The organism is Polaromonas sp. P1_F1 (genome assembly GCF_056405795.1).
The window spans coordinates 394,606-418,286 of sequence record NZ_JBFUBJ010000003.1 but is presented as its reverse complement, the minus strand read 5'-3'; the positions used below and the strand labels follow the sequence as shown (position 1 = coordinate 418,286).

21 protein-coding genes are annotated in these 23,681 nt (G+C 63.4%); 6 read left to right on the top strand and 15 right to left on the bottom strand.

The genetic code is table 11. The annotated features are described in order from the left end of the window. The gene (locus tag AC1DZE_RS11315) at nt 1-999 is read right to left on the bottom strand and encodes a sigma-54 interaction domain-containing protein (protein ID WP_477669964.1); all 999 of its coding nucleotides are present in this window, start codon (nt 997-999) and stop codon (nt 1-3) included. Nucleotides 1,000-1,640: 641 nt separating this feature from the next. On the opposite strand from AC1DZE_RS11315, the gene AC1DZE_RS11310 reads away from it, so the two are divergent. Next, nucleotides 1,641-2,036: a YkvA family protein gene (locus AC1DZE_RS11310; protein WP_477670212.1), complete on the top strand. Its 396-nt coding sequence runs from the start codon at nt 1,641-1,643 to the stop codon at nt 2,034-2,036. A 74-nt stretch (nt 2,037-2,110) separates the two neighbouring features. Here the strand turns inward: AC1DZE_RS11310 and AC1DZE_RS11305 are convergent, their stop codons facing one another. Both AC1DZE_RS11305 and AC1DZE_RS11300 read right to left on the bottom strand, forming a co-directional pair. Then, nucleotides 2,111-2,557 (bottom strand): type II 3-dehydroquinate dehydratase, encoded by a 447-nt coding sequence (locus tag AC1DZE_RS11305; protein ID WP_477669963.1) that lies wholly within the window; start codon nt 2,555-2,557, stop codon nt 2,111-2,113. A gap of 13 nt (nt 2,558-2,570) precedes the next feature. Further along, nucleotides 2,571-3,581 (bottom strand): TRAP transporter substrate-binding protein, encoded by a 1,011-nt coding sequence (locus tag AC1DZE_RS11300; protein WP_477669962.1) that lies wholly within the window; start codon nt 3,579-3,581, stop codon nt 2,571-2,573. 234 nt (nt 3,582-3,815) lie between these two features. On the opposite strand from AC1DZE_RS11300, the gene AC1DZE_RS11295 reads away from it, so the two are divergent. From AC1DZE_RS11295 to AC1DZE_RS11280, 4 genes are all read left to right on the top strand, one after another. Beyond that, nucleotides 3,816-4,595: an IclR family transcriptional regulator gene (locus tag AC1DZE_RS11295; RefSeq protein WP_477700040.1), complete on the top strand. Its 780-nt coding sequence runs from the start codon at nt 3,816-3,818 to the stop codon at nt 4,593-4,595. 375 nt (nt 4,596-4,970) lie between these two features. Next, the gene (locus AC1DZE_RS11290; RefSeq protein ID WP_477669960.1) at nt 4,971-6,914 is read left to right on the top strand and encodes a hypothetical protein; all 1,944 of its coding nucleotides are present in this window, start codon (nt 4,971-4,973) and stop codon (nt 6,912-6,914) included. A 59-nt stretch (nt 6,915-6,973) separates the two neighbouring features. Next, nucleotides 6,974-8,209, top strand: a complete 1,236-nt coding sequence (locus AC1DZE_RS11285; protein WP_477700039.1) for an ABC transporter substrate-binding protein — start codon at nt 6,974-6,976, stop codon at nt 8,207-8,209. A 107-nt stretch (nt 8,210-8,316) separates the two neighbouring features. Next, nucleotides 8,317-9,555, top strand: coding sequence for an ABC transporter substrate-binding protein (locus tag AC1DZE_RS11280; protein WP_477671751.1), 1,239 nt, complete (start codon nt 8,317-8,319; stop codon nt 9,553-9,555). A gap of 240 nt (nt 9,556-9,795) precedes the next feature. Here AC1DZE_RS11280 and AC1DZE_RS11275 read toward each other — a convergent pair whose 3' ends face one another. Next, the gene (locus AC1DZE_RS11275; protein ID WP_477669957.1) at nt 9,796-10,041 is read right to left on the bottom strand and encodes a hypothetical protein; all 246 of its coding nucleotides are present in this window, start codon (nt 10,039-10,041) and stop codon (nt 9,796-9,798) included. A gap of 2 nt (nt 10,042-10,043) precedes the next feature. Further along, on the bottom strand, nt 10,044-11,084 hold the full coding sequence (locus AC1DZE_RS11270; protein WP_477669956.1) for a 1-aminocyclopropane-1-carboxylate deaminase: 1,041 nt from the start codon (nt 11,082-11,084) through the stop codon (nt 10,044-10,046). 228 nt (nt 11,085-11,312) lie between these two features. On the opposite strand from AC1DZE_RS11270, the gene AC1DZE_RS11265 reads away from it, so the two are divergent. Further along, complete coding sequence (locus tag AC1DZE_RS11265; RefSeq protein ID WP_477647589.1) at nt 11,313-11,777, top strand: Lrp/AsnC family transcriptional regulator; 465 nt, start codon at nt 11,313-11,315, stop codon at nt 11,775-11,777. Nucleotides 11,778-11,810: 33 nt separating this feature from the next. On the opposite strand, the gene AC1DZE_RS11260 is transcribed toward AC1DZE_RS11265, so the two are convergent. The 10 genes from AC1DZE_RS11260 to AC1DZE_RS11215 all read right to left on the bottom strand — a co-directional run bounded on the left by AC1DZE_RS11260 (nt 11,811) and on the right by AC1DZE_RS11215 (nt 23,666). Continuing rightward, nucleotides 11,811-12,206 (bottom strand): hypothetical protein, encoded by a 396-nt coding sequence (locus tag AC1DZE_RS11260; RefSeq protein ID WP_477671753.1) that lies wholly within the window; start codon nt 12,204-12,206, stop codon nt 11,811-11,813. Next, nucleotides 12,206-13,036, bottom strand: a complete 831-nt coding sequence (locus AC1DZE_RS11255) for a hypothetical protein (RefSeq protein WP_477671754.1) — start codon at nt 13,034-13,036, stop codon at nt 12,206-12,208. Before AC1DZE_RS11255 ends, AC1DZE_RS11260 begins: the two co-directional genes overlap by 1 nt. Nucleotides 13,037-13,309: 273 nt before the next feature. Further along, a complete protein-coding gene (gene paoC, locus AC1DZE_RS11250; protein WP_477700038.1) occupies nt 13,310-15,520 on the bottom strand; it encodes an aldehyde oxidoreductase molybdenum-binding subunit PaoC in 2,211 nt (736 codons plus the stop codon). Then, nucleotides 15,517-16,473, bottom strand: coding sequence for an FAD binding domain-containing protein (locus tag AC1DZE_RS11245; protein WP_477700037.1), 957 nt, complete (start codon nt 16,471-16,473; stop codon nt 15,517-15,519). The genes paoC and AC1DZE_RS11245 overlap by 4 nt, the downstream gene beginning before the upstream one ends. Next, entirely contained in the window at nt 16,470-17,120 is a 651-nt protein-coding gene (paoA, locus tag AC1DZE_RS11240; protein WP_477672684.1) for an aldehyde dehydrogenase iron-sulfur subunit PaoA, read from the bottom strand. Before paoA ends, AC1DZE_RS11245 begins: the two co-directional genes overlap by 4 nt. A gap of 285 nt (nt 17,121-17,405) precedes the next feature. Continuing rightward, entirely contained in the window at nt 17,406-18,536 is a 1,131-nt protein-coding gene (locus AC1DZE_RS11235; RefSeq protein WP_477672683.1) for a C45 family autoproteolytic acyltransferase/hydolase, read from the bottom strand. Nucleotides 18,537-18,653: 117 nt separating this feature from the next. After that, the gene (locus AC1DZE_RS11230) at nt 18,654-20,210 is read right to left on the bottom strand and encodes an ABC transporter substrate-binding protein (RefSeq protein WP_477700036.1); all 1,557 of its coding nucleotides are present in this window, start codon (nt 20,208-20,210) and stop codon (nt 18,654-18,656) included. 17 nt (nt 20,211-20,227) lie between these two features. Then, nucleotides 20,228-21,907, bottom strand: a complete 1,680-nt coding sequence (locus tag AC1DZE_RS11225; protein WP_477672681.1) for an ABC transporter ATP-binding protein — start codon at nt 21,905-21,907, stop codon at nt 20,228-20,230. Further along, the gene (locus tag AC1DZE_RS11220; protein ID WP_477700035.1) at nt 21,904-22,725 is read right to left on the bottom strand and encodes an ABC transporter permease; all 822 of its coding nucleotides are present in this window, start codon (nt 22,723-22,725) and stop codon (nt 21,904-21,906) included. Before AC1DZE_RS11220 ends, AC1DZE_RS11225 begins: the two co-directional genes overlap by 4 nt. Then, nucleotides 22,722-23,666, bottom strand: a complete 945-nt coding sequence (locus AC1DZE_RS11215) for an ABC transporter permease (RefSeq protein WP_477673261.1) — start codon at nt 23,664-23,666, stop codon at nt 22,722-22,724. The genes AC1DZE_RS11220 and AC1DZE_RS11215 overlap by 4 nt, the downstream gene beginning before the upstream one ends. Nucleotides 23,667-23,681 lie beyond the last annotated feature (15 nt).

Genomic DNA, 23,681 nt, shown 5'->3' with positions numbered 1-23,681 from the left:
TCAGGCTTCACCGGCGCGGGTAGCGGTGGCGGCCTGGGCCCGGCTGGGGCTCAGGCTGTGTTTGCGCACCAGCCGTCCGAAAGCGCTGCGATCCTGTCCCGCGATCAGTGCCGCCTGAGTCAGGTTGCCGTTGGTTTGCATCAGCAAGCGGCTCACATACAGCCGCTCGAACTCCTTGACGGCCTGCTGCTTGGCTGTGCGAAAGACCGCCGGTTCGGCAGCGGGACGCTCGCCGCGGGGCTGTGACATTGCCTGGCTGATATCGACTTCGTTGCTGTCGCAGAGCAAGAAAGCTCGCTGGACAACATTCTCGAGCTCACGCACATTACCCGGCCACGTGTAGCTCTGGATAAATGCGATCGATGCCGGCGTCAGGCGAACCTGCGGCCTTCCATGATGGTGGCCGAGCCGCGTCAGGAAAATCCTGGCAAGTTCGATCCCGTCGTCGCCGCGCTCGCGCAGCGTTGGCAGATAGACCGATAACACGTTGATGCGATACAGCAAGTCCTTGCGAAAACGGCGTGCTTCGGCAAGCTCGTTGAGGTTGGCGTTGCTGGCCACGACGATACGAACGTCAGACTGTTTGGTCGAACTCCCGCCGACGCGGCGGTAACTGCCATCTTGCAGAAAACGCAGCAGCGCGGCTTGGGCCTTGAGGCTGAGCGCGTCGACCTCGTCAAGAAAAAGTGTGCCGCCGCCGGCTTCGCTGACAAGTCCGAGCGAGGCAACTTTTGCGTCAGTGAAAGCCCCACGCTCGTGACCGAAGAGCTCACTTTCAACCAGGGTTTCGGCCAGCGCCCCGCAATTGACCGGAACAAAAGCGCGGTCGGCCCTCTTGCTGCCGTAGTGAATGGCCCGTGCCACCATTTCCTTTCCGGTGCCTGTCTCTCCCTCGACGAGAACCGCCGCATCAACTCTGGCGACACGCTCGATCTGCGTGCGCACTTTCGCCAGGGATTCTGAGGATCCCAGCAACTGGAAGCCGAATCTTGCACTCATCAACATCCCCCGTTTTATTGCGGCTACTTCAGGGGCTTCTGCCTGCTTTCGCGAGGAAGCAAGAAGAAACCGAGTGCCTGGAAGCGCAAACATAAGAGAATTGCCACCCCCTCACATCCTCCAATTGCAGGAGCAATTAGTACCGAAAATTCTTGATTGACCTGGCTGCTGAACTGCACTGAAGGCTGACGCAACTATTCACTGAATTCCAGCTTCAAACTTCTGTAAGCAGAATGTGTGAATTGCATTCGAGGTGCGGGGATGCACCCAGGAATTTTTTGCCTATTTTCACGGTCAACCGGACAGCCTTTCGCCAATATGGCTGGAGCTTGCCAGTGCTGAAAAACCTTGTGTGGCGATGACTGCTCTTGTCTGATCGTCGATACCTATTCCGCCTTACAAACTCGCGAATGAGCACCGGGTTTTTTGGAAATACCCAAGGCCTGCGACCTTTCAAATCGCTCCGCTCACAACCCTCATCCCCCTGTCAGAACTGACAGGTAGGGCATACACGGATCGGCTCGCAAAACTCAACATTTCTTCACAGACCTTCGACGGGCCCTGATAAACGACAGTCTGCAAACCGACGGAATCGGTGCAATCGATGTGATCATTCCAATCGCTGTGGCATGCTTGTGCGCATGACAGTGCGCGGCAAACTCGACAATTGGGCCAGACGGATCAAGCGCGATGGATTGACGCTCTGGTTCGCCGGCAAGCACCCGGCAACGCCCTGGTATGCGAAGGCGCTTGGGCTCTTCGTCGTGGGCTATGCGCTGAGCCCCATCGACCTCATCCCCGATTTCATCCCGGTGCTTGGATATCTGGACGATGTCTTGTTGCTCCCCGGATTGATCTGGTTGACCATCAGGCTCCTGCCCCCAGAGGTGCTCACCGATTGCCGTAACCGGGCCGATGAGTGGGTGAAGACGCAGGGCTCAAAGCCGCGCAGCCGGGTTGCTGCGGTCGTGATCGTGCTGGTCTGGATCGGATTCGCCGCGGCCTTGTGGATCTGGCTTGTCCCGCCGCGGTTGTAGCCTCTGCGCAAACTACTCACCGCGGAACTCGGCCCAGCGCCACCGCTGCGATCGGCAACCGTCCCGCTTGCCGGTCAGCCCGCCTTCACATCCTTCAGCGTTTCAACCAGTGCCCGCAAGCCGGCGGTATAGGACCGCCAGCCGAGGCCCTGGATGGTCGCCTTTACCGCGGGCGAAATGATGGAGTGGCTGCGCCACGCTTCGCGCGCGGCGATGTTGCTCATATGAATCTCCAGCACCGGGAAGGGCATGGCCTTGATCGCGTCATGCAGCGGCACGCCGTGCTGGGTCAGGCCTGCAGGGTTCAGCAGGGCGCCCTGCGCGCTGTCGATGTTCTCGTGAAATTTATCGATCAGCGCACCTTCGTGGTTGGACTGGAATATTTCCAGTTCAACCCCAAGCTCGGCGGCCAGCGATTGAAGGCTGGCGTTGATTTCGGCCAGCGTGGTCGTGCCGTAAATATGCGGTTCACGGCGGCCGAAAAGGTTGAGGTTGGGCCCGTGCAGGACAAGAATTTTCATAATGACTGCTGGTTTACTTGCGGATGCGTGCAAGTTCGGAGGTGTAGAGCTTCGTGGTCACCGGGTCGTAAGCGTTCATGAACCGTTCAACGACTGGTTTGGCCACTTGCCGCATGCGGCCCTGCTCAGCCGGGCTCAGCTCGTTGTATTGCATGCCCCTGGCCTGCAGCTCGCCCACGGCTTTTTGCGCCGCGGCGCGGCTGACCTGGCGCTGGTAGTCGCGCGTTTCGGCGGCCGCATCGTTCATGATCTTTTTCTCGGCCGGTGAGAGCTTGTCCCAAAAGCGTTTGCTCACCAGCACGATATTGGCTGCATACACATGGTTGGTGGCGCTGACGTACTTCTGGATTTCGTAGAACTTGTTGGACTGGATCACGGCAAAAGGATTTTCCTGGCCGTCGACGGCTTTGGATTCCAGCGCGCCGTAGAGCTCGGCAAACGGCATGGGCACCGGGTTGGCCTTGAAGGCCTTGAAGGTCTCCAGGAACACCGGATTGGGAATCACACGGATTTTCAGGCCGTCCAGATCTTCCGGCCTGGTGATGGGGCGTTTGCTGTTGGTGACATTGCGAAAGCCCAGGTCCCAATAACCCAGTGCGATCAGTCCCTTCTCCGGAAGTTTTGCGATGAGCGCCTGGCCCAGCGGGCCGTCAAGAAGCGCGTCCGCCTGCGCAAAGTTTGCGACTGAAAAAGGAAAATCGACCAGGCCGAATTCCTTGACGATGCCCGCCAGAGAGGTGGTGGCCGGCGCCGACATTTCCTGCACGCCGCCTTGCAGGGCGGACTGTTGCTGCAGCTCATTGCCCAGCGTTGAAGCCGGAAATTCCTGCACCTTCATCTTGCCGCCGCTCTTGGCTGCCAGCAGTTCACTGAAACGCTTGACGCCAAAACTTACCGGGTGGTCGGCATTGTTGAGGTGGCCGAACTTGATGGTGCGCTCCTGGATGTCCTGGGCCAACGCCGGGGCGGATGAAAGCGCCAGCAGCGCGGCTGCCAGGGTCAGTGACCTGCGATTGAACTGCATCTGGATGTCCTTTTATTGCGGAGAAAGAGGGGGAGGGTAAAGGGGCGGGGCAAGGCTGTTCGGCCAGATCGCACCCCAGACCGGCGAATCATCCGATAAAGTGGAAAGTCTTTCCATAATGGAAAACCATTATTATTTGAAGTGCAACCAGTTTCCAAGCCATGGCTAAATGTCGGCAAACGGCAAACGGCAAACGGCAAACGGCAAACCGGCGAAACCAGAGAGTCAAACCGCATGAGCACCCTTCTCGAAAGAAGCTTCAACACCCTGGAGCAACTGGCCGCGCACCCCGAAGGCCAAACCGTGTCCATGATTGCAGCCCGCCTGGACATGCCGCTCAGCGCTACCCACCGCCTGCTGGCAGAGCTGTGCCGCTGCGGTTATGTGCGCCAGGTGCGTGAGCAGGGCGAATACGTTCTCACCATCAAACTGGTCTCGCTGGGCCTGGGGTTTTTGAGCGCCTCAGGCATCGTCGATGTCGCGCAGCCCCTGCTCGACCATCTGGCCGAAGAATCCGGCGAACTGGTGCGTCTGGCCGTTGTTGATGGCGACGACCTGACCTTCGTCGCCAAAGCGCAGGGTGCACGCCGTGGCCTGCGCTACGACCCCGACATGGGCCTGTCGGTTCGCCTGTCTTGCAGCGCCGCCGGGCATGCCTGGCTTTCCACCATGAGCGATGAAGAGGCATTGCGCCTGGTGGCCCAACAAGGCTTCGGCCCACCCAAAGACTTCGGGCCCAAGGCCCCCACGACCGTGAAGGCGCTGCTCGGTTTTGTGCACGCGGCACGCAAGCGCGGCTTCAGCACCATCAGCGAAGTGTTCGCGCCCTCCATGTCCGCCATGGCCGCGCCCGTGCTGTCGCCCTCGGGCGCGATCGGTGTGGTCACGATTGCGGGGCCGCTGGTGCGGTTGACAGAAGCCAGGATGGAAGAGTTGTCCGAGGCGTTGCGGGCAACTGCCGATGAGATCCGGGCAGCCAGCGGGGCTTCGGCGCTGTTCAAGAAGCGGGCGTAGGCTTTCCGCGCCCCCGCTGAGGGCAGCTGATCGCACAGGCCTCTCGATACAGTGCAATACAAAGCAAAAGCGGCAATCGACAAATCGGCAAGGCCGCCGCTCGCATGTAGCGCTTCCGTTATAGCCCTGGTCGTGTACTCCAGCAGTACACGTCGCAAACAGGCCGCACCGATGTCACCATCTGTATCCATGTTGGCGCCCAAAAATTTGCATTTTTGAAGATGCTCCCTCTGTATGCCGTCACGCTGAAAATTCTGACAAACGTCACAAAATGTGGAAAGCGAAAAGATACCCGGCAGGGCAGTAGCAACCGCCTTGTCAAAGGTATTACTGCAGCGTATCTTGCGATCAAACAAGCACAGCAGGGGGACACGCTTGAAAAAGTTGAAGTTGCTGACTTTTCACGCCAGGTCGATTCGCTCCCACCTGTTCTGGACCTACGCCGCGCTGGGCACGGTGCTTGTTGTGGCGCTCATGGTGCTGGCCGAGCTGGCCGCAAGCCGCATCGTGCTGGACGGCGCGCAGCGCGAGCTGGAGCAACTGGGCCGCCGCACGCAGGAGCAGCTGCTGCGCTTTCAGGAACCGGCCCGCGCCTGGCTGGAAGCCACTACCAATGACCCGCACGCCGGCCTCGAAGGCGAGAACGACATTTCAGTGCAGCGCATGCAGATGTCGATGCAAAACCGCTATCCCCAGATCGCCTCGCTGGTGTTCGGTTATCCGGACGGCAGTTACCTGCAGAGCATGGTGCTGCGCACCGAACGCGACCGGGCCTGGGCTAAATCGCTGCCGGAAGCCCGCTACGCGGAGCAGATCATCCGGGTCGACGAACACGAAAAGCGGGTGGAGGAATGGGTTTTTTACGACCAGCAAATGACCGCCATCGCCAGCGAACGGCGTCCCTGGGGCAACCGCTATGACCCCCGCAGCAGGCCCTGGTACGAGGGGGTGAGCGAGTTGAACCTGGGCACCTTCCAGGCCACCGATCCTTTTATGCTGCAGCTTCCGGCGGAGTTCGGCATGGCGTTGTCGCGGCCGCTCAGCGGGCCGAAGGGCGGCGTCGCGGCAGTAACGTTCACGGTCGCGGGCCTCTCGGATTTTCTGCGTGCGCGCAGTCAGGAGAGCCATGCCGAGCTGATCCTCTTTGATGAGCAGGGCCGCGTCTGGGGCTGGTCCGATGCAGACCGCCTTCGCCGTCTGCTGGCGTCCGGGCGGCCCGTGAGCCTTGCCGCGCTGAATGACCCCTTGTATGCCGCGTTGCCGCCGCTGATGACACAGGCCTCTCTGAAAGATACGCCGATTCATTCGATCGATGGCGCCGACGGCCAGCGTTTTGCCGCGGTGGTGATGCCGATCGAAGGCGTGTTCAGCCGCAAGGCCTATGTGGCCCTGGTGTCTGACCAGAACCTGCTGCTGGCGCAGGTGCGGCGTATGCGGTGGATGCTGCTGGGGGTGGGCGTGGCCGGGCTGGTACTGCTGATGCCCATGCTGTTCTGGATGGCCAACCGGCTGGCCAGGCCCCTGAAGAACCTGGTGCGCTCGGCCAGGCACATCCGGCAATTTGAATTCGACAGCGACATTCCCCAGGACAGCGACATCGCCGAGGTGCGCCGGCTGCAGGAATCGCTGGCGCTGGCACGCATCGCGTTGCAGGGCTTTTCGCGTTACGTGCCGCGGCCGCTGGTGCAGCATTTCATTGCCAACCGCCTGACGCCGCAGGCCGGCGTCGAGCAACGCGAGCTGGCGGTGCTGTGCGCCGCGCTGGACGACGACCACGCCACGGCCATGACCTGGTCGCCGAATGCCGACCACTACCTGCAGATCCTGGCGGTGGAAGTGGCGCAGGGCAAGGGCATGATGGACCGCTACGAAAGCTGCACCGCCGTCGCGCTGTGGAACACGCCGCTCAATGTGTCTAACCCGGCCGGTTATGCCTGCGAGGCGGCCCTGCGCGCGGTGGACTCCATGCAGGCGCTGGCCGAAGGCCTGGACGTGCCGGTCAAGCCACCGCGCTTTGGCCTGGATTTTGGCAATGCCACAGTCGGCAACTTCGGCACCTGGGATCACCTGACTTTCACCGCAGTGGGCGCACCGCTGGACCGGGCCCGGGCGCTGGCGCGGCAGGCCAATGCGCTGGGCGTGAACATCGCCGCCAGCCGCGCGGTGGCGCTTGCGGCCGCGCGGTTTTTCCGTTTCAGGCTGGTGGCCACAGTACCGCTAGGCCCGAAGGATGAGCTGTGCGAGGTGTATGAGCTCCTGGAAAGAATAGACCACGAACACCCTGCGAAACACGAGGGCGTGAGCCTGCCGGCCGTGTGAGCTGCAGGTTTGCACCGTCGGGTCCGCGTGGCTGTTCTTCATGTGAAAGAGGGGTCTTTATGGCCGGCAGATCAATGTTGACGCGCAGGCACTGGCTGCGCCAGGGTGCCGGCCTGGCCGGCGCAGCGACGGTGGGGCTGGCGCAGCTTGCCCGCGCGCAGGCAGGCAAGCCGCTCACGATGTCCTATGGCTGGGTTCCGTGGGCGGCGGGCAACTCGCCGATCACGCAGCACATGATCAACAAAAAGCTGATCGAAAAACACGCGGCGCAATTTGGCTACGACCTCACCATGGACTACCGCGCCTACCCCGCGGCAGCGCCGCAGGTCGAGGCCCTGGCCGCCGGCCAGCTCGACATGGCCATGTGGGGCAACACGCCGACGCTGCGCGCCATCGTGGCAAAGCTTCCTTTCAGCCTGGTGTCGGTGGCGGAAGGGCGGCTGCGCTTTTTGCTGTGCACGCGCAAGGACTCGCCCATCCGCAACGTGCAGGACCTCAAGGGAAAGACGGTCGGCACACTGGTAGGCGCTGACCCGTACAACGCGTTCACGCAAATCCTGCGCTATGAGCTGGGCAACCCCGACCCGGCCGCCCATGGCATCCGCATGGTGCACCTGCCCACCTTGCCCGAAGCGGCGCAGGTGCCCAGCGGCGTGGACGCCACATTGGCCGTGTACCCGGCCTTCCTGAAAGCGCAGGCCACGGGCACGGTGGCTGTGATGAACTCCTACGGCTACACCGAAGGGCATTACGACGGGCCAGCCGGCAAGGGCGCCGGCATCCTGCTGCCCTCGGTGAAGAATTCGCCTTTCTATCCAGACGGCTATTACCTGCATCGTTCCTTCCGCATCGTGCATAGCAACATCGTGGAAAAACACCCCAGCCTCGTGCTGGCCTTTCTGCTGGCGCAGCAGGAGGCCGTGAGCGTTCTCAGCGAAGCCGACCCGGAAGCCGTCTCGCAGCTGGTCAAGTCCTACTGGGGCCTGTCGCCGGCGGATGGCGCCAAGGTGGTTCGTGACGAAGTCGTGTTCCGCCGCGGCTGGGCCTGGTCCACCGAAGGCGACGCGCTGGCTTTGTTCGCCACCTCCAAAATGATTGCGGGCGCAAAAATCATTCCGCAACCCCTGAGCTGGGCGCAGGTGAAAAGTGTGTTCGTGCAAACTGCACCGCTCGCCAAACAGGCTTACGAGCGGCTGGGTGCCAAACCCGCCATCACGGAATTCCAGAGCGCGAAGGTCGGCGACCTTCGCGGCCTGCCCTCATGGGAAATGCAGCGCTGGAAGGACCGGACCTAGCGAACCCGGAGCTTGCCAACCCGGGGGCGTTGATTTTTGTTTCAGGCGGAAATCCGCGGCCCGGCGCCGTGCCTTTCGCGGGCAACCCCCAACCAAAAGGAGAGCCGATGACCGGCAGATCAATGTTGACGCGCAGGCACTGGTTGCGCCAAAGCGCCGGCCTGGCCGGCAGCGCACTGGGGGCCGCGGGCATTGTTCGCGCCCAGGCGGGCAAGCCATTCACGCTGTCATTTGGCTGGGTGCCGTGGGCGGCTGGCAATTCGCCGACAACGCAATACATGATCGGCAAAAAGCTGTTTGAAAAATATGCCGCGGAGTTCGGCTACGACCTCACGGTGGACTACCGCATCTACCAGACGGGCGCTCCGCAGGTAGACGCACTCACCGCCGGCCAGCTCGACATGGCGCTGTGGGGCAACACAGCAACGCTGGGCGGCATCCTGGCCAGGCTTCCGTTCAGCCTGGCGTCGGTGGCGGAAGGGCGGTTGCGCTTTGTGCTGTGCACGCGCAAGGACTCGCCCATCCGCAATGTGCAAGACCTCAAGGGCAAGACAGTTGGTACCGTGCTGGGCGGCGACCCCTACAACGCGCTGACGCAAATCCTGCGCTATGAGCTGGGCAACCCCGACCCTGCCGCCCACGGCATTCGCATGGTGCACTTGCCGACCTTGCCCGAAGCGGCGCAGGTGCCCAGCGGGGTGGACGCCACGCTGGCGGTGTACCCGGCCTTTCTGAAGGCGCAGGCCACCGGAACGGGCACGGTGGCCATCATGAACTCCCACGGCTACACAGAAGCCCATTACGAGGGGCCGGCCGGCATGGGCGCCGGCATCTTGTTGCCCTCGGTGAAGAATTCGCCTTTCTATCCGGACGGCTACTACCTGCACCGGTCCTTCCGCATCGTGCATAACAGCCTTGTGGAAAAGCACCCGAACCTTGTGCAGGCTTTCCTGCTGGCGCAACAGGAAGCTGTGCATGCACTCAGTGAGGCCGACCCGGAGGCGGTGTCGCAGCTGGTCAAGTCCTACTGGGGCCTGTCTCCGGCGGATGGCGCCAGGGTGGTTCGCGATGACGTGGTGTTTCGCCGGGGCTGGGTGTGGTCGACCGAAGGCGACGCGTTGTCGCTGTTTGCCACAGGAAAAATGATTGCAGGCGCAAAAATCATCCCGCAACCCCTGAGCTGGGCGCAGGTGAAAAGTGTGTTCGTGCAAACCGCACCGATCGCCAAACAGGCCTACGAGCGGCTGGGCGCCAAACCCGCCATCACGGAATTCCAGAGCGCGAAGGTCGGCGACCTCCGAGGTTTGCCCTCATGGGAAATGCAGCGCTGGAAGGACCGGATCTAGAGGTCGTTAGCCGACGAATGCTATTAAAAACATAGCTGCTCGCGCATGACTCTATTGGGATACAGCCACTTTTTATGCTTGAAAATGGTCTTTTTCAAGCGGTTTTAGCGTGTGGAGGCAGGCGCTGGGCCGCGGAAAAAGGCCTCCGGAGCCCGCTTTTGATGCATAAAAAAGGCCTGTAACCCAATAGAGTCATGCGCGAGCAGCTATTTAATTGATAGCAAAACGCTGACGTCACGCTCAGATGCAGGCCAGTTCCACCCATTGATGCAGCGTGTCCGGCTGCCGTATCACCTGCACCAGGCTGGCAGCCGGCCCGTTTTTGCTGATGGCCAGCACCACGGTGTGCACGGCAGGGTCATTCAGTGCCGCGCGCAGCAGGGGCATGCCGGCGCTCTCGGGTGCCTCCGCGTCACGCGGCGCTGCGCACAAGGCTTCCATCAGCCGGGTTGCCAGCGCCACGGTCAATGCTGCAGGCCGTTCCATGTTCAACCGTTGCGGAACAGGAAGCTGTAGGCATTGAGCGCCGGCACGCCGCCCAGGTGCGCATACAGCACGCGTGAGCCGGCCGGAAACTCCCCGCGCCGCACCATGTCGATCATGCCCTGCATCGACTTGCCTTCGTACACCGGGTCGGTCAGCATGCCCTCCTGGCGGGCGCACAGCCGTATCGCCTCCAGCGTGCCTTCGGATGGCAGGCCATACTCAGGGCCGCCGTAGCGGGTGTCGAGCACGACGTCTTTTTCGGTGATGGGGCGGCCCAGCTCCACCAGCTTGGCGGTGTTCTGCGCAATGCGCAAAATCTGCGCGTGGGTTTGTGCGGGCTTGGCCGACGCATCGATGCCGATCACGCGGTCGGCGCGGCCGTCTGCCGCAAAGCCCACCACCATGCCGGCCTGCGTGCTGCCGGTGACGGAGCACACCACGATGTAATCAAACTTGAAGCCCAGCTCGGCCTCTTGCGCGCGCACTTCTTCGGCGAAGCCGACAAAACCCAGGCCGCCATACGGGTGCTCTGAACAGCCCGCCGGAATCGGGAAGGGCTTGCCGCCCTTCTTGCGCACGTCTTCCATCGCCTGCTCCCAGCTCGGGCGGATGCCGATGTCAAAACCGGCCGCGTCCAGGCGCACGTCGGCGCCCATGATGCGCGACATCTCGATATTGCCCACGCGGTCATACACCGCGTCGGAGTAGTTGACCCAGTTCTCCTGCACCAGCACGCACTTCATGCCCAGGTGCGCCGCCACCGCCGCGACCTGGCGCGTCTGGTTGGACTGGATGCCACCGATCGACACCAGCGTGTCGCAGCCCTGCTCTAGCGCCTCGGGGATCAGGTATTCCATCTTGCGCGTCTTGTTGCCGCCGAACGCCAGGCCGCTGTTGCAGTCTTCGCGCTTGGCAAACAGCTCGACCTTGCCGCCCAGGTGGGCGCTCAGGCGCTTGAGCGGCTGTATCGGGCTGGGCCCGAAGGTCAGGGAGTGTTTTGCAAATTTCTGAAGCTGGAGCGGATACTGAAGCGGGGTAGACATGGCAGTGTTTCTCGGTTGAAGCCCTTGTGCGTAGACTGAAATGGCCGCAAAGAAGGAGGGCATGTGGGTAAAGGTTTGGGTGCAGTCCTGAATCAAATCGTATCGCCCGGGCCGTGGAATGAATTGCATACTTCAGCGAATAAATCGACTCAGGAATCTTTGAATCGAATAAATGCACAATTTATTTTGCTGAATTGCCATTCAATGCAAGATTTGTACAATCTCCCAATGGAAAAAGAACTTGACCGGGTAGACCGCAAGCTCCTGAAGCTGCTGCAGCAGGACGCCTCATTGCCCAACATGCAGCTGGCCGAAAAAACCAACCTCAGCGCACCGGCCTGCTCCAGGCGGGTGGCCAGGCTCAAGGAGCTGGGGCTGATCCGCAAGACCGTGGTGCTGGTCAACCCGCGTGCGCTGGGCTACAACGGCCTGGTCATCATCGGTGTCGTGCTCGACCGCTCCACCACCGACTCATTCGCCGCGTTTGAAAAAGCCGCCGCCGGCCTCACGGGTTGCCTTGAGGTGCAACTGGTGACCGGCGAGTTTGATTATTTTGTGAAGCTGCGCATCAAAAGCATCGACTCGTTCAACGAGATGCACAGCGCCCAGCTTGTAGCCCTGCCAGGCGTGCGGCAGGTGCGCACCTTTGTGTGCCTCAAGGAAGTGTTCGAGACGACCGTGATTCCGGTCTGAGGTGGCGGGCTGGGCCCGGGATCAATTGCGCAGTCACTCCTTGCGCTCTTCGTAAGCCGCGTCGGCCGAATACACCGGGCGAATCCGCGTCTTTTTCACAACGCCGCCCGGTGTGAACAGAATCACCAGCTCCGGGTTGGCCGCAGTGGGTTGCGGCGTTTTTTTCCGGTAGACCCACACCTCGAATCCGCTGTCGAACTTCACCGACGTGGCGGCGTCGCCCAGTGCTGCCACCACATCGGCCTTGGTGGACTGCCCGGCCACGATGGCGCCCTGCGCGCTTTCCATCGTCATCGCCGGGTCGCGAAAAGGCGGCGGCGCCTCTTGCGAGCCGAACAATCCCCCCGGGCCCGCGCAGCCGGCCAGCCACAGGCAGGCAAGCAGCATCGCACCGGCATGCCGCAACGTTTGACGGGGCAGGGTTTTCATCACGGCCCATCCATGTACTCAAACTCCACCAGCGTGTCGTCCGGCCAGCTCCGGTCGCCCAGCGGCAGCACGTAAGTGCGGTCTACCAGCACCTCGCAGTCGCAATACGGCAGGTCGCTGTTCAGGTTGGGGTCGTCGCTGGCGGCGGCATACAGCTTGTCGATGGAAAGAATCTCCCGCCGCGCGCCGTTCACCATGGCCACGCTGAACAAGGGCCGGTCTGCAAAGAAAAGATAAAGCGGCGCCTTCCTGTCGCAATAGGCGGGTGTGTCCAGAATCACCCGCGCCAGCCGGCCGATCACGTTGGTGGTGTTCGACACCAGGCCCGCCTCCATGCCCACCTGGCACTCCAGCCGCAAGTCTCCCAGCCGCCGCGTGTTGGGCGGCAGGCCCGGCGTGCGTATCTCCGTGCGCCACGTCATGGTCTGCGCCTTCCGGTTCGGAATCACCTGTGCGTTCTCGTCAAACGCCTTGGGGTCACGCTCCAGCGTAAAGGTATGGTCCGGCGCCACCGCCACATCAAACGCCACGGTCGTCCCGATGACCTCCATCTCGATACGGTCCATCTCCGTTTCGCGCTTGCGCGGCAAGAGTTTGAAGCGAAGCGACGCGTTGGGCGCCATGGCGGCGCGCTGCTTCTCGAAAAGGTCCATGCCGCGGATCATCTTGCGGTAGGACTTTTCGACGGGGTCGCGGTTTGCCTTGGCGGCGATGGTGACTTGCGGCAGCGTGCCTGCGGCTTTGTCCTGCGCAACGGTGCCCAGGCAGGCAGCGGCCAGGGCTGACGCCAGGATCAGCCGTGTGGCGAGGCGAAAAGAGCGGGTTGACATGGCACCGTCAGTACGGAACGGATTCACAGGTAAAACCGATCCTAGTGCGCGCGAACACGCAGCTGTGTAGGACTTGTTCCAGCCGTGCGGCGGGCCACCGTTCCGCTCGCCGGTGGGCTTGCGCAAGGGGGTTCGGGGTTGAACAGAGGCGCTATTAAATCAGGAGCTGCTTGCGCCCGTCCTGATTGGGTTTCAGGCACTTTTTATGCCTGAAACAGGCGTTTTTAAGGTGTTTTCCACACCCACCGCCGGCGTGATGAGGCGCGCCGGCGCTCACACCAGCGCCGGCAGGCTGTCCAGCACTTTGTCCAGTGTGATCGGGTAGTGGCGCACCCGCGCGCCGGTGGCGTTGTAGACCGCATTGGCCACCGCCGCGCCAACGCCGCAGATACCGAGTTCACCCACGCCCTTGGCCTTCATCGGCGATGAGGTCGGGTCGGTCTCTTCCAGGAAGATCACGTCCTGGTGCGGAATGTCGGCATGCACCGGCACCTCGTAGCCCGCCAGGTCGTGGTTCACGAAAAAGCCGTGACGCTTGTCGACGGCGAGTTCTTCCATCAACGCCGCGCCCACGCCCATGGTCATCGCGCCTATCACCTGGCTGCGCGCGCTCTTGGGGTTGAGGATGCGGCCCGCGGCGCAGACGGCCAGCATGCGCCGCACGCGAATCTCGCCGGTGTAGATGTCAACGCCCACTTCCACAAAGTGCGCGCCGAAGGTCGACTGCTGGACTTTCCTGGAAAGGTCGCCGAACTCTATGGTGTCTTCGGCGACGAGGCCCGCAGCGCCGGCAGCTTCAGCCAGTGGAACGGTGCGGCCACCCGCGCTGACCATGCCGTCGGCAAACGTGATGTCGCCCTGGGACATTCCCAGCTTGTTGGCGACGGCTTCGCGCAGCTTCATGCAGGCGGCGTACACGCCCGACGTGGAGCTGTTGGCGCCCCATTGCCCGCCCGAGCCGGCCGACACGGGAAAGGCGGAGTCGCCCAGCCGCACAAACACCTTTTGCAGCGGCACGCCCATGACTTCAGCGGCGGTCTGCGCAATGACGGTGTAGGTGCCGGTGCCGATATCGGTCATGTCCGTTTCAACAGTGACAAGGCCGGTGTTGTCCAGCCGCACGCGTGCACCAGACGTCATCGTCAGGTTGTTGCGAAAAGCCGAGGCGACACCCAGGCCCACCAGCCAGCGCCCTTCACGCAGCTGGCCCGGTTTGGCTACGCGCCGGTTCCAGCCGAAGGTTTGCGCGCCGGTTCTCAGGCATTGGATCAACTGGCGCTGGGAGTAAGCACGGTCGGGTTTTTCAGGGTCTACCTGCGTGTCGTTGAGGACACGGAACTCCACCGGGTCCATGCCCAGCTTCCCGGCCATTTCATCCATCGCGATCTCGAGCGCCATCAGGCCGGGCGCCTCGCCCGGTGCGCGCATCGCATTGCCCTCGGGCAGGTCCAGCACGGCCAGCCGTGTGGCGGTCATCCGGTTGGCGCCGGCGTAAAGCAGGCGCGTCTGGTTCACTGCGGTCTCGGGCCCGCCGCCTGGCAGGTCGCCTGACCAGCCCTCATGGCCGATGGAAGTGAGCTTGCCGTCGCGTCCCGCCCCCAGGCGTATGCGCTGGATGGTGGCCGGCCGGTGGGTGGTGTTGTTCATCATCAGCGGCCGCTGCAGCGCAACCTTGACCGGCCGCCCCGCCGCGCGCGCGCCCAGCGCGGCCAGCAGCACATCGGCACGCAGGAAAAGCTTGCCGCCGAAGCCCCCGCCGATAAAGGGCGACACCAGCCTGACGTTGGCTTTGGGAATATCCAGCGTTTTGGCCAGATCGCCCACGCCCCAGTCGATCATCTGGTTGGCTGTCCAGACCGTGAGCTTGTCGCCCGTCCACGCTGCGATGGTGGCGTGCGGCTCCATCATGGCGTGCGACTGGTCGGGCGTGGTGTAGGTGGCGTCCAGCTGCACAGGCGCGGTGGCAAAGGCGCCCGCGAAATCGCCCACCTTGGTTTCAGGTTCACCCGAAAAATCAGACGCCTTGGCCAGTGGCGCGCCGTCTTTTTCAGACGCCAGGTTGAACTTGCCTGGCATGCTCTCATAGACGATGCGTACCAGTTGCGCGGCGGCGCGCGCCTGCTCAAACGTGTTGGCCACCACCAGCGCCACGGCCTGGTGGTAGTGCTCAATCTCCGGCCCGCCCAGCAGCCTGGCGGTGTTGAAGCTGCCTTTGGTGAGCTTGCCAGCGTTCTCTGCGGTAATGATGGCCAGCACGCCCGGCGCGGTGCGGGCCGCGCGCAAATCCATCGACGCGATGCGGCCCTTGGCGATGCCGGCGCCTACGACGTAGCCGTAAGCCGCGTCCGGTGCGGCGTCGTGGCGCTCGTAGGCATAGGGTGCGGTGCCGGTGGTTTTGAGCGGGCCGTCAATGCGGTCGGTGGGCTTGCCGATGACCTTGAGCTGGTCAATGGGGTTGGTGGTGGCAGGGGTGTCGAATTTCACGATGCGCTCCTCGCCTGGGCCAGCACGGCGGCGATGGTTCGCTCTGCCAGTGGCAATTTGAAGGCGTTGTCATGTGTCGGCGTTGCGCCGGCCAGCACGCCGGCCGCAAGAGCCCGCGCATCTTGCGGCATGGCGGCCTCCGCGGCTTCAACGCGCCAGGGCTTGTGTGCTACGCCGCCCAGGGCGACCTTGCCGGAGCCATCACGCTGCACGATGGCCGCCACGGAAACGAGCGCGAAGGCGTAAGAGGCGCGGTCACGCACCTTGCGGTAGATGTGCACGCCGCCGGCCGGGCGCGGCAGTGTCACAGCGGTGATCAGCTCACCGGGCTCCAGCGTGGTTTCGATGTGTGGCGTATCGCCTGGCAGCCGGTGAAAGTCGGCAATCGGAATGACGCGCGCACGCCCGTCGGCCCGCACGGTTTCTACCGATGCGTCCAGCACCCGCATGGCAACGGCCATATCACTCGGGTGGGTGGCGATGCAGGCCTGGCTGGTGCCGATGATGCCGTGCTGGCGGTTCACGCCCCCGATGGCGCTGCAGCCGCTGCCTGGCCGGCGCTTGTTGCAGGGCTGGTCGGTGTCGTAAAAGTAGGGGCAACGTGTGCGCTGCAGCAGGTTGCCGGCGGTGGTCGCCTTGTTGCGCAGCTGGCCCGAGGCACCGGCGAGCAAGGCCCGCGACAGCACGCCGTAGTCGCGCCGCACGCGCTCGTCTGAGGCCAGCGCGGTGTTGCGAACCATCGCGCCCACACGCAGGCCGCCCTCGGGCGTTGCCTCAATCTTGTCCAGCGCCAGGCCATTCACGTCGACCAGGTGCGCAGGCGCTTCGATCTGCAACTTCATCAAATCAAGCAGGTTGGTACCGCCTGCGATGAACTTTGCTGCCGGGTTGCGGGCCACCGCCGCGGCGGCTTGCGCCGGCGAGCTGGCGCGTTCATACGTGAAGGGTTTCATGCCTGCGCCCCCGCCACTTCAGTGATGGCTTCAACGATGTTGGAGTAGGCGCCGCAGCGGCAGATGTTGCCGCTCATGCGCTCCCGAAGCTCGTCGGGCGAGAGCAGCGGCCGAGCGGTGATGTCCGCGCTGACGTGGCTGGGGACGCCCCGGCGCAGCTCGTCGAGTGCGCCGACGGCGGAGCAGATCTGGCCCGGCGTGCAGTAACCGCATTGATAGCCGTCATGCTTGACGAAGGCTGTCTGCAGCGGGTGCATGCGCTGCAAGGTTCCCAGCCCTTCGATGGTGGTCACCTTGCTGCCCTCATGCATCACGGCCAGCGTCAGGCAGGAATTGATGCGCTGGCCGTCGAGCAGCACGGTGCAGGCGCCGCACTGCCCATGGTCGCAGCCTTTTTTGGTGCCGGTAAGGTGCAGATGCTCGCGCAAGGCATCGAGCAGCGTGGTGCGTGTGTCCAGGTTCAGGGTGTGGGCCGTGCCGTTGACCTCGATGGTCACGCGCCCCTGAGGGACGGAGCCAGGTGCGGCGAGCGGTGAAGAGGGGGCTGCGGTGGCGTCTGATGGCATAGTGGTCACAGCCGCTGAAGCGGCGCTAGCGATCAGGATACCTCGCCGGGAGATGGTGAGTGCATCGGTGGGGCTTTCCATGGCTTCTGCCTTTGTCCTTTAGGAAGGAGGGAGTGGGGAGTGGCGAAGTAAACCGCCAGCATCCCGGAGCAGGGCCGATTGCGCTGTAGGAAACAGGCTTGGTGGAGAGTCGGTTGCCGCCACTGCCGCGCCGCGCCAAGGGCAGGAAGCACGCCTATGCCTCCTCCTATTTCTTTTGCCTTACTTTGCAGACAAGTTGTCAAGCGAGCCAAAGCCTTGAACCCGACCGCTCAGTACCTCGATCCGTTGGCAGCAGCAATCCTGCAAAGGGGCTGCGCGATGCGCTCAGGCAGAAATCCTGGGCTCTTCCGTCAGGCTGTAGCAGGTGAACACCTTGTTCAGGGCCGGCAGGGGCGCCACTTCCATTTCCCCCACTGCGGGTTCCATGATGACCATGGCGACCGTGGCCGACAGGTTGTCGTGGCTGCCGATGCGGGGCGGGCGGCAGACGGAGTAGGGCAGGCCGAAGTTGTCGAAAAACGCGTTCTTCAATTCCTGGCGGCCCAGCTTGTCTTGCTGGTTCAGCAGCTTGCGTACGCGCCAGTCGCGGTAGTGGCTGTCGGGTGATTGGGAAATGCCCATGTCCACCAGCTTGCTCAGGGCGACCGGGCTCATCCAGTGGTTGGCGTGCACGATCAGGTTGTCGGCGCCGGGGTAAATTGGAAACGATTCATTGGTGGTGCATTCAAAGTCGATGCCAAAGCCCTGCGACATGCCCAGCATGATGTTGTTGGAGCAGGACTTGGGTGTGGCGGCGACGGCCTTCATGGCCAGCGAGAAAATCTCCTGCTCCAGCACCTTGCGGCGGATAAGCGAGAGCGGCACGCCCAGCTGCTTGAAGTCGCGGTCTGACTCGAGGTAGTTGGCGGTGATGGACACGCCCGCGCTGTTGAAGCCGCTGCGGGCGAGCCCGCCGGCCTCGACAAAGGTCAGGAAGTCGGGGCCGTTGTCGTTGCGCACGCGCAGCACGACGGAGGTCTCGACGCACTCGGCGCGCCAGTCCCAGTTCTGGCCATGCAGCAGGTTGCCGTTGGCCGAACGCTCGGGCAGGATGAGGGCGCCGGTGCAGCCGTCGCCCGGCTCCTGGTCGGCCTGTGTGACCTTCTCGGCGCGGGCCTTGGCCAGCACCTCGGTGCGGGCGTTGATCATCACGATGTCCTGGAAGTCCACGCCTGCGCCCTCGGCGATGCCGCGCATCTCGTCGATGTAGTGGGGTGCGAAGTTGCCGATTTCCTTGGCGAAGAAGTCGATCAAGCGCGCGCGTGCCTGTTCGCTGTAGCCCAGGTTGACCAGCGTCTGGCCGTACAGGCGCGCGCTGCCACGTACCCGGTCGGCGGCCTGCCGCCCGTACTGCAGGCCGCGTTCATGCGGGCTGCCGGAGACGGAGATAAAGGGGAATTGTTTGATGTTTGCCATGCTGGGCTGCCGTAAGAAGTTGCGTGAAGAGAGATGACGACCGCCGCAAGGCGTGCCTGTCCATGCCTTGCGCGCGGGCCTGCGTGCAAGGCGACCGAGAGGTGATGCTGGAATGACTTACTTGGCGGCCAGCTTTGTATTCCAGAGCAGCGGCTTGCCTTCCCACACCGTGAACCCGTTCACGCGCTTGCGCACAGCCCACGAATCGGTCACGTTGTAGAGGATGACCAGCGGCGTCTTGGCGATCATCAACGCGTGCAGCTGGTCAAACAAGGCCTGGCGTTTCTTGGGGTCCGCTTCGGCGAAGCTCTGGTCGATCAGCTTTTGCGCGGCCGGGTCGTCCCACACCTTGCGCGGCTGCTTGGCCTTGTTGCCTGAGAACTGCTCATAGCTCAGGGCCGGGTCCAGGCGCGACGAATAGGTGAAGGAGCTCATCTGGTAGTTGCCGCTGTTGTAACGGTCCAGCTGGGTTGCCCATTCGAGCACCTCGATCTGGGCGTTGATGCCCACGGCCTGCATCATGGCCTGGCTCATCACCGCGACCGAGAAGCTGGGCACGTGCGCGCGCTTGTTGGCCTGGATCACGATGGGCTGGCCCTTGTAGCCGGCTTCCTTCAGCAGCTGCTTGGCCTTGGCCGGGTCGTGGCGGTAGCCTTTTTTCTGGGCCGCTGTGTAGAAGGCCGAAGTGTCCTGGATGGCCGAGTTGTTGACGCGGGCCAGGCCTTCGGACGCGGCCGCGACAAGCTGGTTCATGTCAAGCGAGAGCGCGATGGCCTGGCGGATGCGCTCGTCTTTGAGCAGCGGGTCGTTGGTCTGCATCAGCAGCGTGTTCTTGCCCGCGTCCACTGCGGCGACAACGCTGAGATTTTTATTCGCCTTGAGCTCCTGCACGTCGGACGAGGTGATCTGGCCCGCGTCGATGGCGCCGGACTGCAGGCCGGCCTTGGAGGTCGACATGTCGGGCACGGTCAAAAATTTGACCTGCCCAACCAGCGGCTTCTTGAGGCCGAGGTAGCCGTCGGGCTTGGTGCCGGGGGGCGACTGGTAGTCGGCAAATGCGCTGAGCGTGACGTACTCTCCGCGCTTCCATTCTTCAAACTTGAAGGGGCCGGTGCCGATGGGCTTGTCCCAGCTGCCGTCTTCCTTGACGGACTTTTTGTTCAGGACGGCCGTCATGCCGCAGTCGGTGCGGGCCAGGTTGTCGAGGAACACGGCCGAGGGTTTGTCCAACTGCATGACCACGGTCTGTGCGTCGGGGGCCGTGACAGAAGTCACCTTGACGCCGGAGCGGCCGTCAAATTCGCTGAGGCAGCGCCAGTCGGTCTTGGGGTCCATGTAGCGCTTCCAGCTCCACAGCACGTCGGCCGAAGTCATGGGCTCGCCATTGTGGAACTTCACGTTGGTGCGCAGCTTGAAGATATAGGTCAGGCCGTCGGGGCTGGTGACGATGGAGCGCGCCAGCAGCGGGCCGACGGTGCCGTTCTCGTGGTACGCGACCAGGCCTTCGACGATGTTGAGCACCACACCGTCGGTGGTGTTGTCGCGGTTCACGCCGGGGTTGGTCGAGCGGATGTCTGCCGGCTGCGCGACCACGATTTGTGGGGTCTGGGCCTGGGCCGCGGAACAGGCCGCGAGCATGGCGGCGGCCAGAAATTTCAATCGAAGGGAAAGCATGAAAAGCTCCTTAAAGATCAGACCGGAAGAGGGTGTAAGGGGTTCAGGGCGCCTGCCGGCGTATCGGGTTCGTCAAAGCGCCACTTGAGCTGCATGCCGCCCTGGCCTGTGGGCGTGAGCGCAGGAATCGCGGAGAGCAGCTTGCGTGTATAGGCGTGCTGCGGCTTGTCGAACACCTCGTCGCGGCTGCCCTGCTCGATGATCTGGCCGGCCTGCATCACGATCACGCGGTCGGCCACCTGCTCGACCACGCCGAGGTCGTGGCTGATGAAAAGGCAGGCAAAGCCATGGCGCTCCTGCAGCTCGGCCAGCAGCGCCAGCACCTGGGCGCGCACGGTCACGTCGAGTGCCGACACCGGCTCGTCGGCAATCACAAAAGCCGGCTCGCGTATCAGCGCGCGGGCAATCGCCACGCGCTGGCGCTGGCCACCCGAGAGTTCATGTGCGTAACGCGCCGCATGCCGCGGCTCCAGGCCGACTTCGTCCAGCATCTTCGCTACGCGTGTTTGCCGCTCGGCGGATGAAAGACCGGGCACCAGCCGCAGCCCTTCACCGACCAGCTGGCCAATGCTCATGCGCGGATTCAATGACGAGTACGGGTCCTGGAACACCATCTGGCAGTTGAGCCGGTAGTCCAGCCAGCCCGCGTCGCTGCGCGCAATCGAACGGCCGCGAAAACGAATGTCGCCTTCGGTCGGCTTGAGCAAGCCGGCAATCGCGCGGCCCAGCGTGGTTTTGCCCGAGCCGGAGCCGCCCACCACTGCGACGATCTCGCGCGGGCGCACCACCAGGTCGATGCCGTGCAGTACGCGCTTGGCCGTGGATTTGGCGAACAACTTGCGCTTTCCGGGGTAGTCGAATACGAGCTTGCGCACTTCGATGACGGGCTGTTCGTCGGCAATCGTGCGCGCGGCTTGCCGGCGCGGGATGGCTTCCAGCAGCTTGCGGGTGTAGTCCTGCTTCGGGCCGGCCAGCAAGGCAGCGGTGTCGCCGGCCTCAACGACTTCACCCTGCTGCATGACGATCATGCGCTGGGTGTAGCGCGCAACCATGGGCAGGTCGTGGCTGATCAGCAGCACGGCGGTGTTGTGTTCGCGCGTGAGGCCAACCATCAGCTCCAGCACGTCACGCTGCACCAGCGCGTCCAGGGCAGTAGTCGGTTCGTCGGCGATCAGCAGCGCGGGCTCCAGCAGCATGACAGAGGCCAGCATCATGCGCTGGCGCATGCCGCCTGAAAATTCATGTGGCCATGCGGCGAGCGCGGCCTGCGGGTCGGTGATGCCGACGCGCGCGAGCATGGCCAAAGCCTTGTCGCGGCGCGCGGCCGGCGAGAGCTCGGGCCGGTGCAGCGCCAGGCCTTCGTCAAGCTGCCGGCCAATCGTCATTGACGGATTGAGCGAAGTCATGGGCTCCTGGAACACCATGCCTATGCGCGCGCCCCGCAGCTGGCGCAAACGCGCATCGCCGGCCGCCGCCATGTCCTCGCCTTCAAACAGAATACGGCCTGCGCTGCGCACCAGCGGCAGCGGCGTGAGGCCCATGATGGCGCGCGCCGCCTGGGTCTTGCCACTGCCGGATTCACCGACGATGCCGACGATCTCGCCGGGCGCGACGGTGAAGGACACATTGCGCACGATTTCGCGGCCGCCCTTGCCGATGGAAAGGCTTAAGGCCGAGACATCTACAAGGTGGTTCATTCGACGCCCCTCATGCGCGGATCCAGCAGGTCACGCACCGCGTCGCCCAGGAAGTTGATGCCCAGTAGCGTGAGCGCAATGCACAGGCCCGGGAAGATGGAAAGGTAAGTTGCCTGCGCCATAAAGGGCCGGGCGGCGGCCAGCATATTGCCCCAGGTGGGCGCGGGCGGCGGCACGCCCAGGCCCAGGAAGGAGAGGGAACTCTCCGCCAGGATGACCCAGCCGAACATCGAAGTGGCCAGCACCGTGAGTGGCGCCACGCAGTTGGGCAGCACATGGCGGAACATGGTGTAGAGCTCCGAATTGCCAAGCACACGCGAGGATTCGATGAATTCTTTTTCACGCAGCGACATCACCGTGCCGCGCACGATGCGGGTGACCGAGGGCGTGTAGGCCAGGCCCAGCGCCAGGATGATGCCGTACTTGTTGGCGCCGAAGACGGCCAGCAGCGCCAGCGCCAGCAACAGGCCGGGGAAGGCCAGCAGGGCGTTGACAAAGGCCATGATGATGCGGTCGGTCCAGCCGCGCACAAAGCCCGTCAGCACGCCGATGGCGGTGCCTGCGGTGATAGAGAGCAGCACCGTGAGAAAACTGATCCAGACGCTGTTGGAGGCCCCGGCCATGAGGCGCGAGAGTTCGTCGCGGCCGAACTCGTCGGTGCCCAGCCAATAGGTGGCGCTGGGTGGTTTGAGGCGCGCCAGGAAGTTGATCTTGAGCGGCTCGTGCGGCGTCCAGAAGAAGGCCAGCACGGCCGCCGCGAGGATCAGGCCCACGATGACGAGGCCGATCAGGGCCTGAGGGGTAAGGAATTTTTTCATTCGGCCAGCACCCTGGGGTCGAAGATCGGATAGCAGAGGTCGATGACCAGGTTGGTGATGACATAGATCACGGCAACCAGCAGCAGGCAACCCTGGATCACCGGGTAGTCGCGCGCGAAGATCGCGTCGACCAGCAGGCGGCCCAGGCCGGGAATCGTGAACACGGTTTCAACAACCGCCACGCCGCCCAGCAGGTTGCCCAGGACGAGGCCGATCAAAGTCCAGGTCGGGCCGAAGGAGTTGCGGAACGCATGGTGCACCAGCACAGCACGCTCCGACAGGCCCTTGGCGCGCGCATGCGTGATGTAGTCCAGCCGCAGCACTTCCAGTGTGCTGGCCCTGGCCATGCGGATCAGCACGCCGATTTCATGCAGGAACAGCGTGAGGATGGGCATCAGCAGGTACAGCAGGCCCGACTTCCAGTCGCTCATGATCGAGACATAGCCGACCACGGGCAGCCATTCGAGCTTCAGGCCAAAGAAGAGCAGCAGCAACAGGCCGAGCCAGAAGGTAGGGATGGACACCAGCAGGGTGGCGGTGCCGACCAGCATCAGGTCGGGCAGGCGGTTTTGCTTCCACGCGGCGATCATGCCGGCGGGCACCGCGACCAGGGTGGCGAAGAGCACGGCAATGAGCACAATCTGTGCGCTGACCAGGAAACGGCTCAACACCAGGTGCAACACGGGCTCGCCGGTGTTGATGGACACGCCCAGGTCGCCGCCCAGCACGTGCCGGCCCCAGATGCCGAACTGCACCGGCCAGCTTTTGTCGAGCCCGAGCTGGGCGCGCAAGTCGGCCAGGCGCACCGGGTCGGCGAGGTCACCCAACAGCAGCTGCGCCGGGTCGCCGGGGATAAGCCGGATCAGCACAAAGACCGCCACCGCGACGATCAGCAGCGTCGGTATGGCCATGAAAAGACGGGACAGCGCAAAACGCAGCATGGTCAGTCTTCAGGT

Coding starts and splice junctions, on each gene's coding strand:
- AC1DZE_RS11315 (WP_477669964.1), bottom strand. CDS start 999: ATGAGTGCAAGATTCGGCTTCCAGTTGCTGGGATCCTCAGAATCCCTG.
- AC1DZE_RS11310 (WP_477670212.1), top strand. CDS start 1,641: ATGACAGTGCGCGGCAAACTCGACAATTGGGCCAGACGGATCAAGCGC.
- AC1DZE_RS11305 (WP_477669963.1), bottom strand. CDS start 2,557: ATGAAAATTCTTGTCCTGCACGGGCCCAACCTCAACCTTTTCGGCCGC.
- AC1DZE_RS11300 (WP_477669962.1), bottom strand. CDS start 3,581: ATGCAGTTCAATCGCAGGTCACTGACCCTGGCAGCCGCGCTGCTGGCG.
- AC1DZE_RS11295 (WP_477700040.1), top strand. CDS start 3,816: ATGAGCACCCTTCTCGAAAGAAGCTTCAACACCCTGGAGCAACTGGCC.
- AC1DZE_RS11285 (WP_477700039.1), top strand. CDS start 6,974: ATGGCCGGCAGATCAATGTTGACGCGCAGGCACTGGCTGCGCCAGGGT.
- AC1DZE_RS11280 (WP_477671751.1), top strand. CDS start 8,317: ATGACCGGCAGATCAATGTTGACGCGCAGGCACTGGTTGCGCCAAAGC.
- AC1DZE_RS11275 (WP_477669957.1), bottom strand. CDS start 10,041: ATGGAACGGCCTGCAGCATTGACCGTGGCGCTGGCAACCCGGCTGATG.
- AC1DZE_RS11270 (WP_477669956.1), bottom strand. CDS start 11,084: ATGTCTACCCCGCTTCAGTATCCGCTCCAGCTTCAGAAATTTGCAAAA.
- AC1DZE_RS11265 (WP_477647589.1), top strand. CDS start 11,313: ATGGAAAAAGAACTTGACCGGGTAGACCGCAAGCTCCTGAAGCTGCTG.
- AC1DZE_RS11260 (WP_477671753.1), bottom strand. CDS start 12,206: ATGAAAACCCTGCCCCGTCAAACGTTGCGGCATGCCGGTGCGATGCTG.
- AC1DZE_RS11255 (WP_477671754.1), bottom strand. CDS start 13,036: ATGTCAACCCGCTCTTTTCGCCTCGCCACACGGCTGATCCTGGCGTCA.
- AC1DZE_RS11245 (WP_477700037.1), bottom strand. CDS start 16,473: ATGAAACCCTTCACGTATGAACGCGCCAGCTCGCCGGCGCAAGCCGCC.
- paoA (WP_477672684.1), bottom strand. CDS start 17,120: ATGGAAAGCCCCACCGATGCACTCACCATCTCCCGGCGAGGTATCCTG.
- AC1DZE_RS11235 (WP_477672683.1), bottom strand. CDS start 18,536: ATGGCAAACATCAAACAATTCCCCTTTATCTCCGTCTCCGGCAGCCCG.
- AC1DZE_RS11230 (WP_477700036.1), bottom strand. CDS start 20,210: ATGCTTTCCCTTCGATTGAAATTTCTGGCCGCCGCCATGCTCGCGGCC.
- AC1DZE_RS11225 (WP_477672681.1), bottom strand. CDS start 21,907: ATGAACCACCTTGTAGATGTCTCGGCCTTAAGCCTTTCCATCGGCAAG.
- AC1DZE_RS11220 (WP_477700035.1), bottom strand. CDS start 22,725: ATGAAAAAATTCCTTACCCCTCAGGCCCTGATCGGCCTCGTCATCGTG.
- AC1DZE_RS11215 (WP_477673261.1), bottom strand. CDS start 23,666: ATGCTGCGTTTTGCGCTGTCCCGTCTTTTCATGGCCATACCGACGCTG.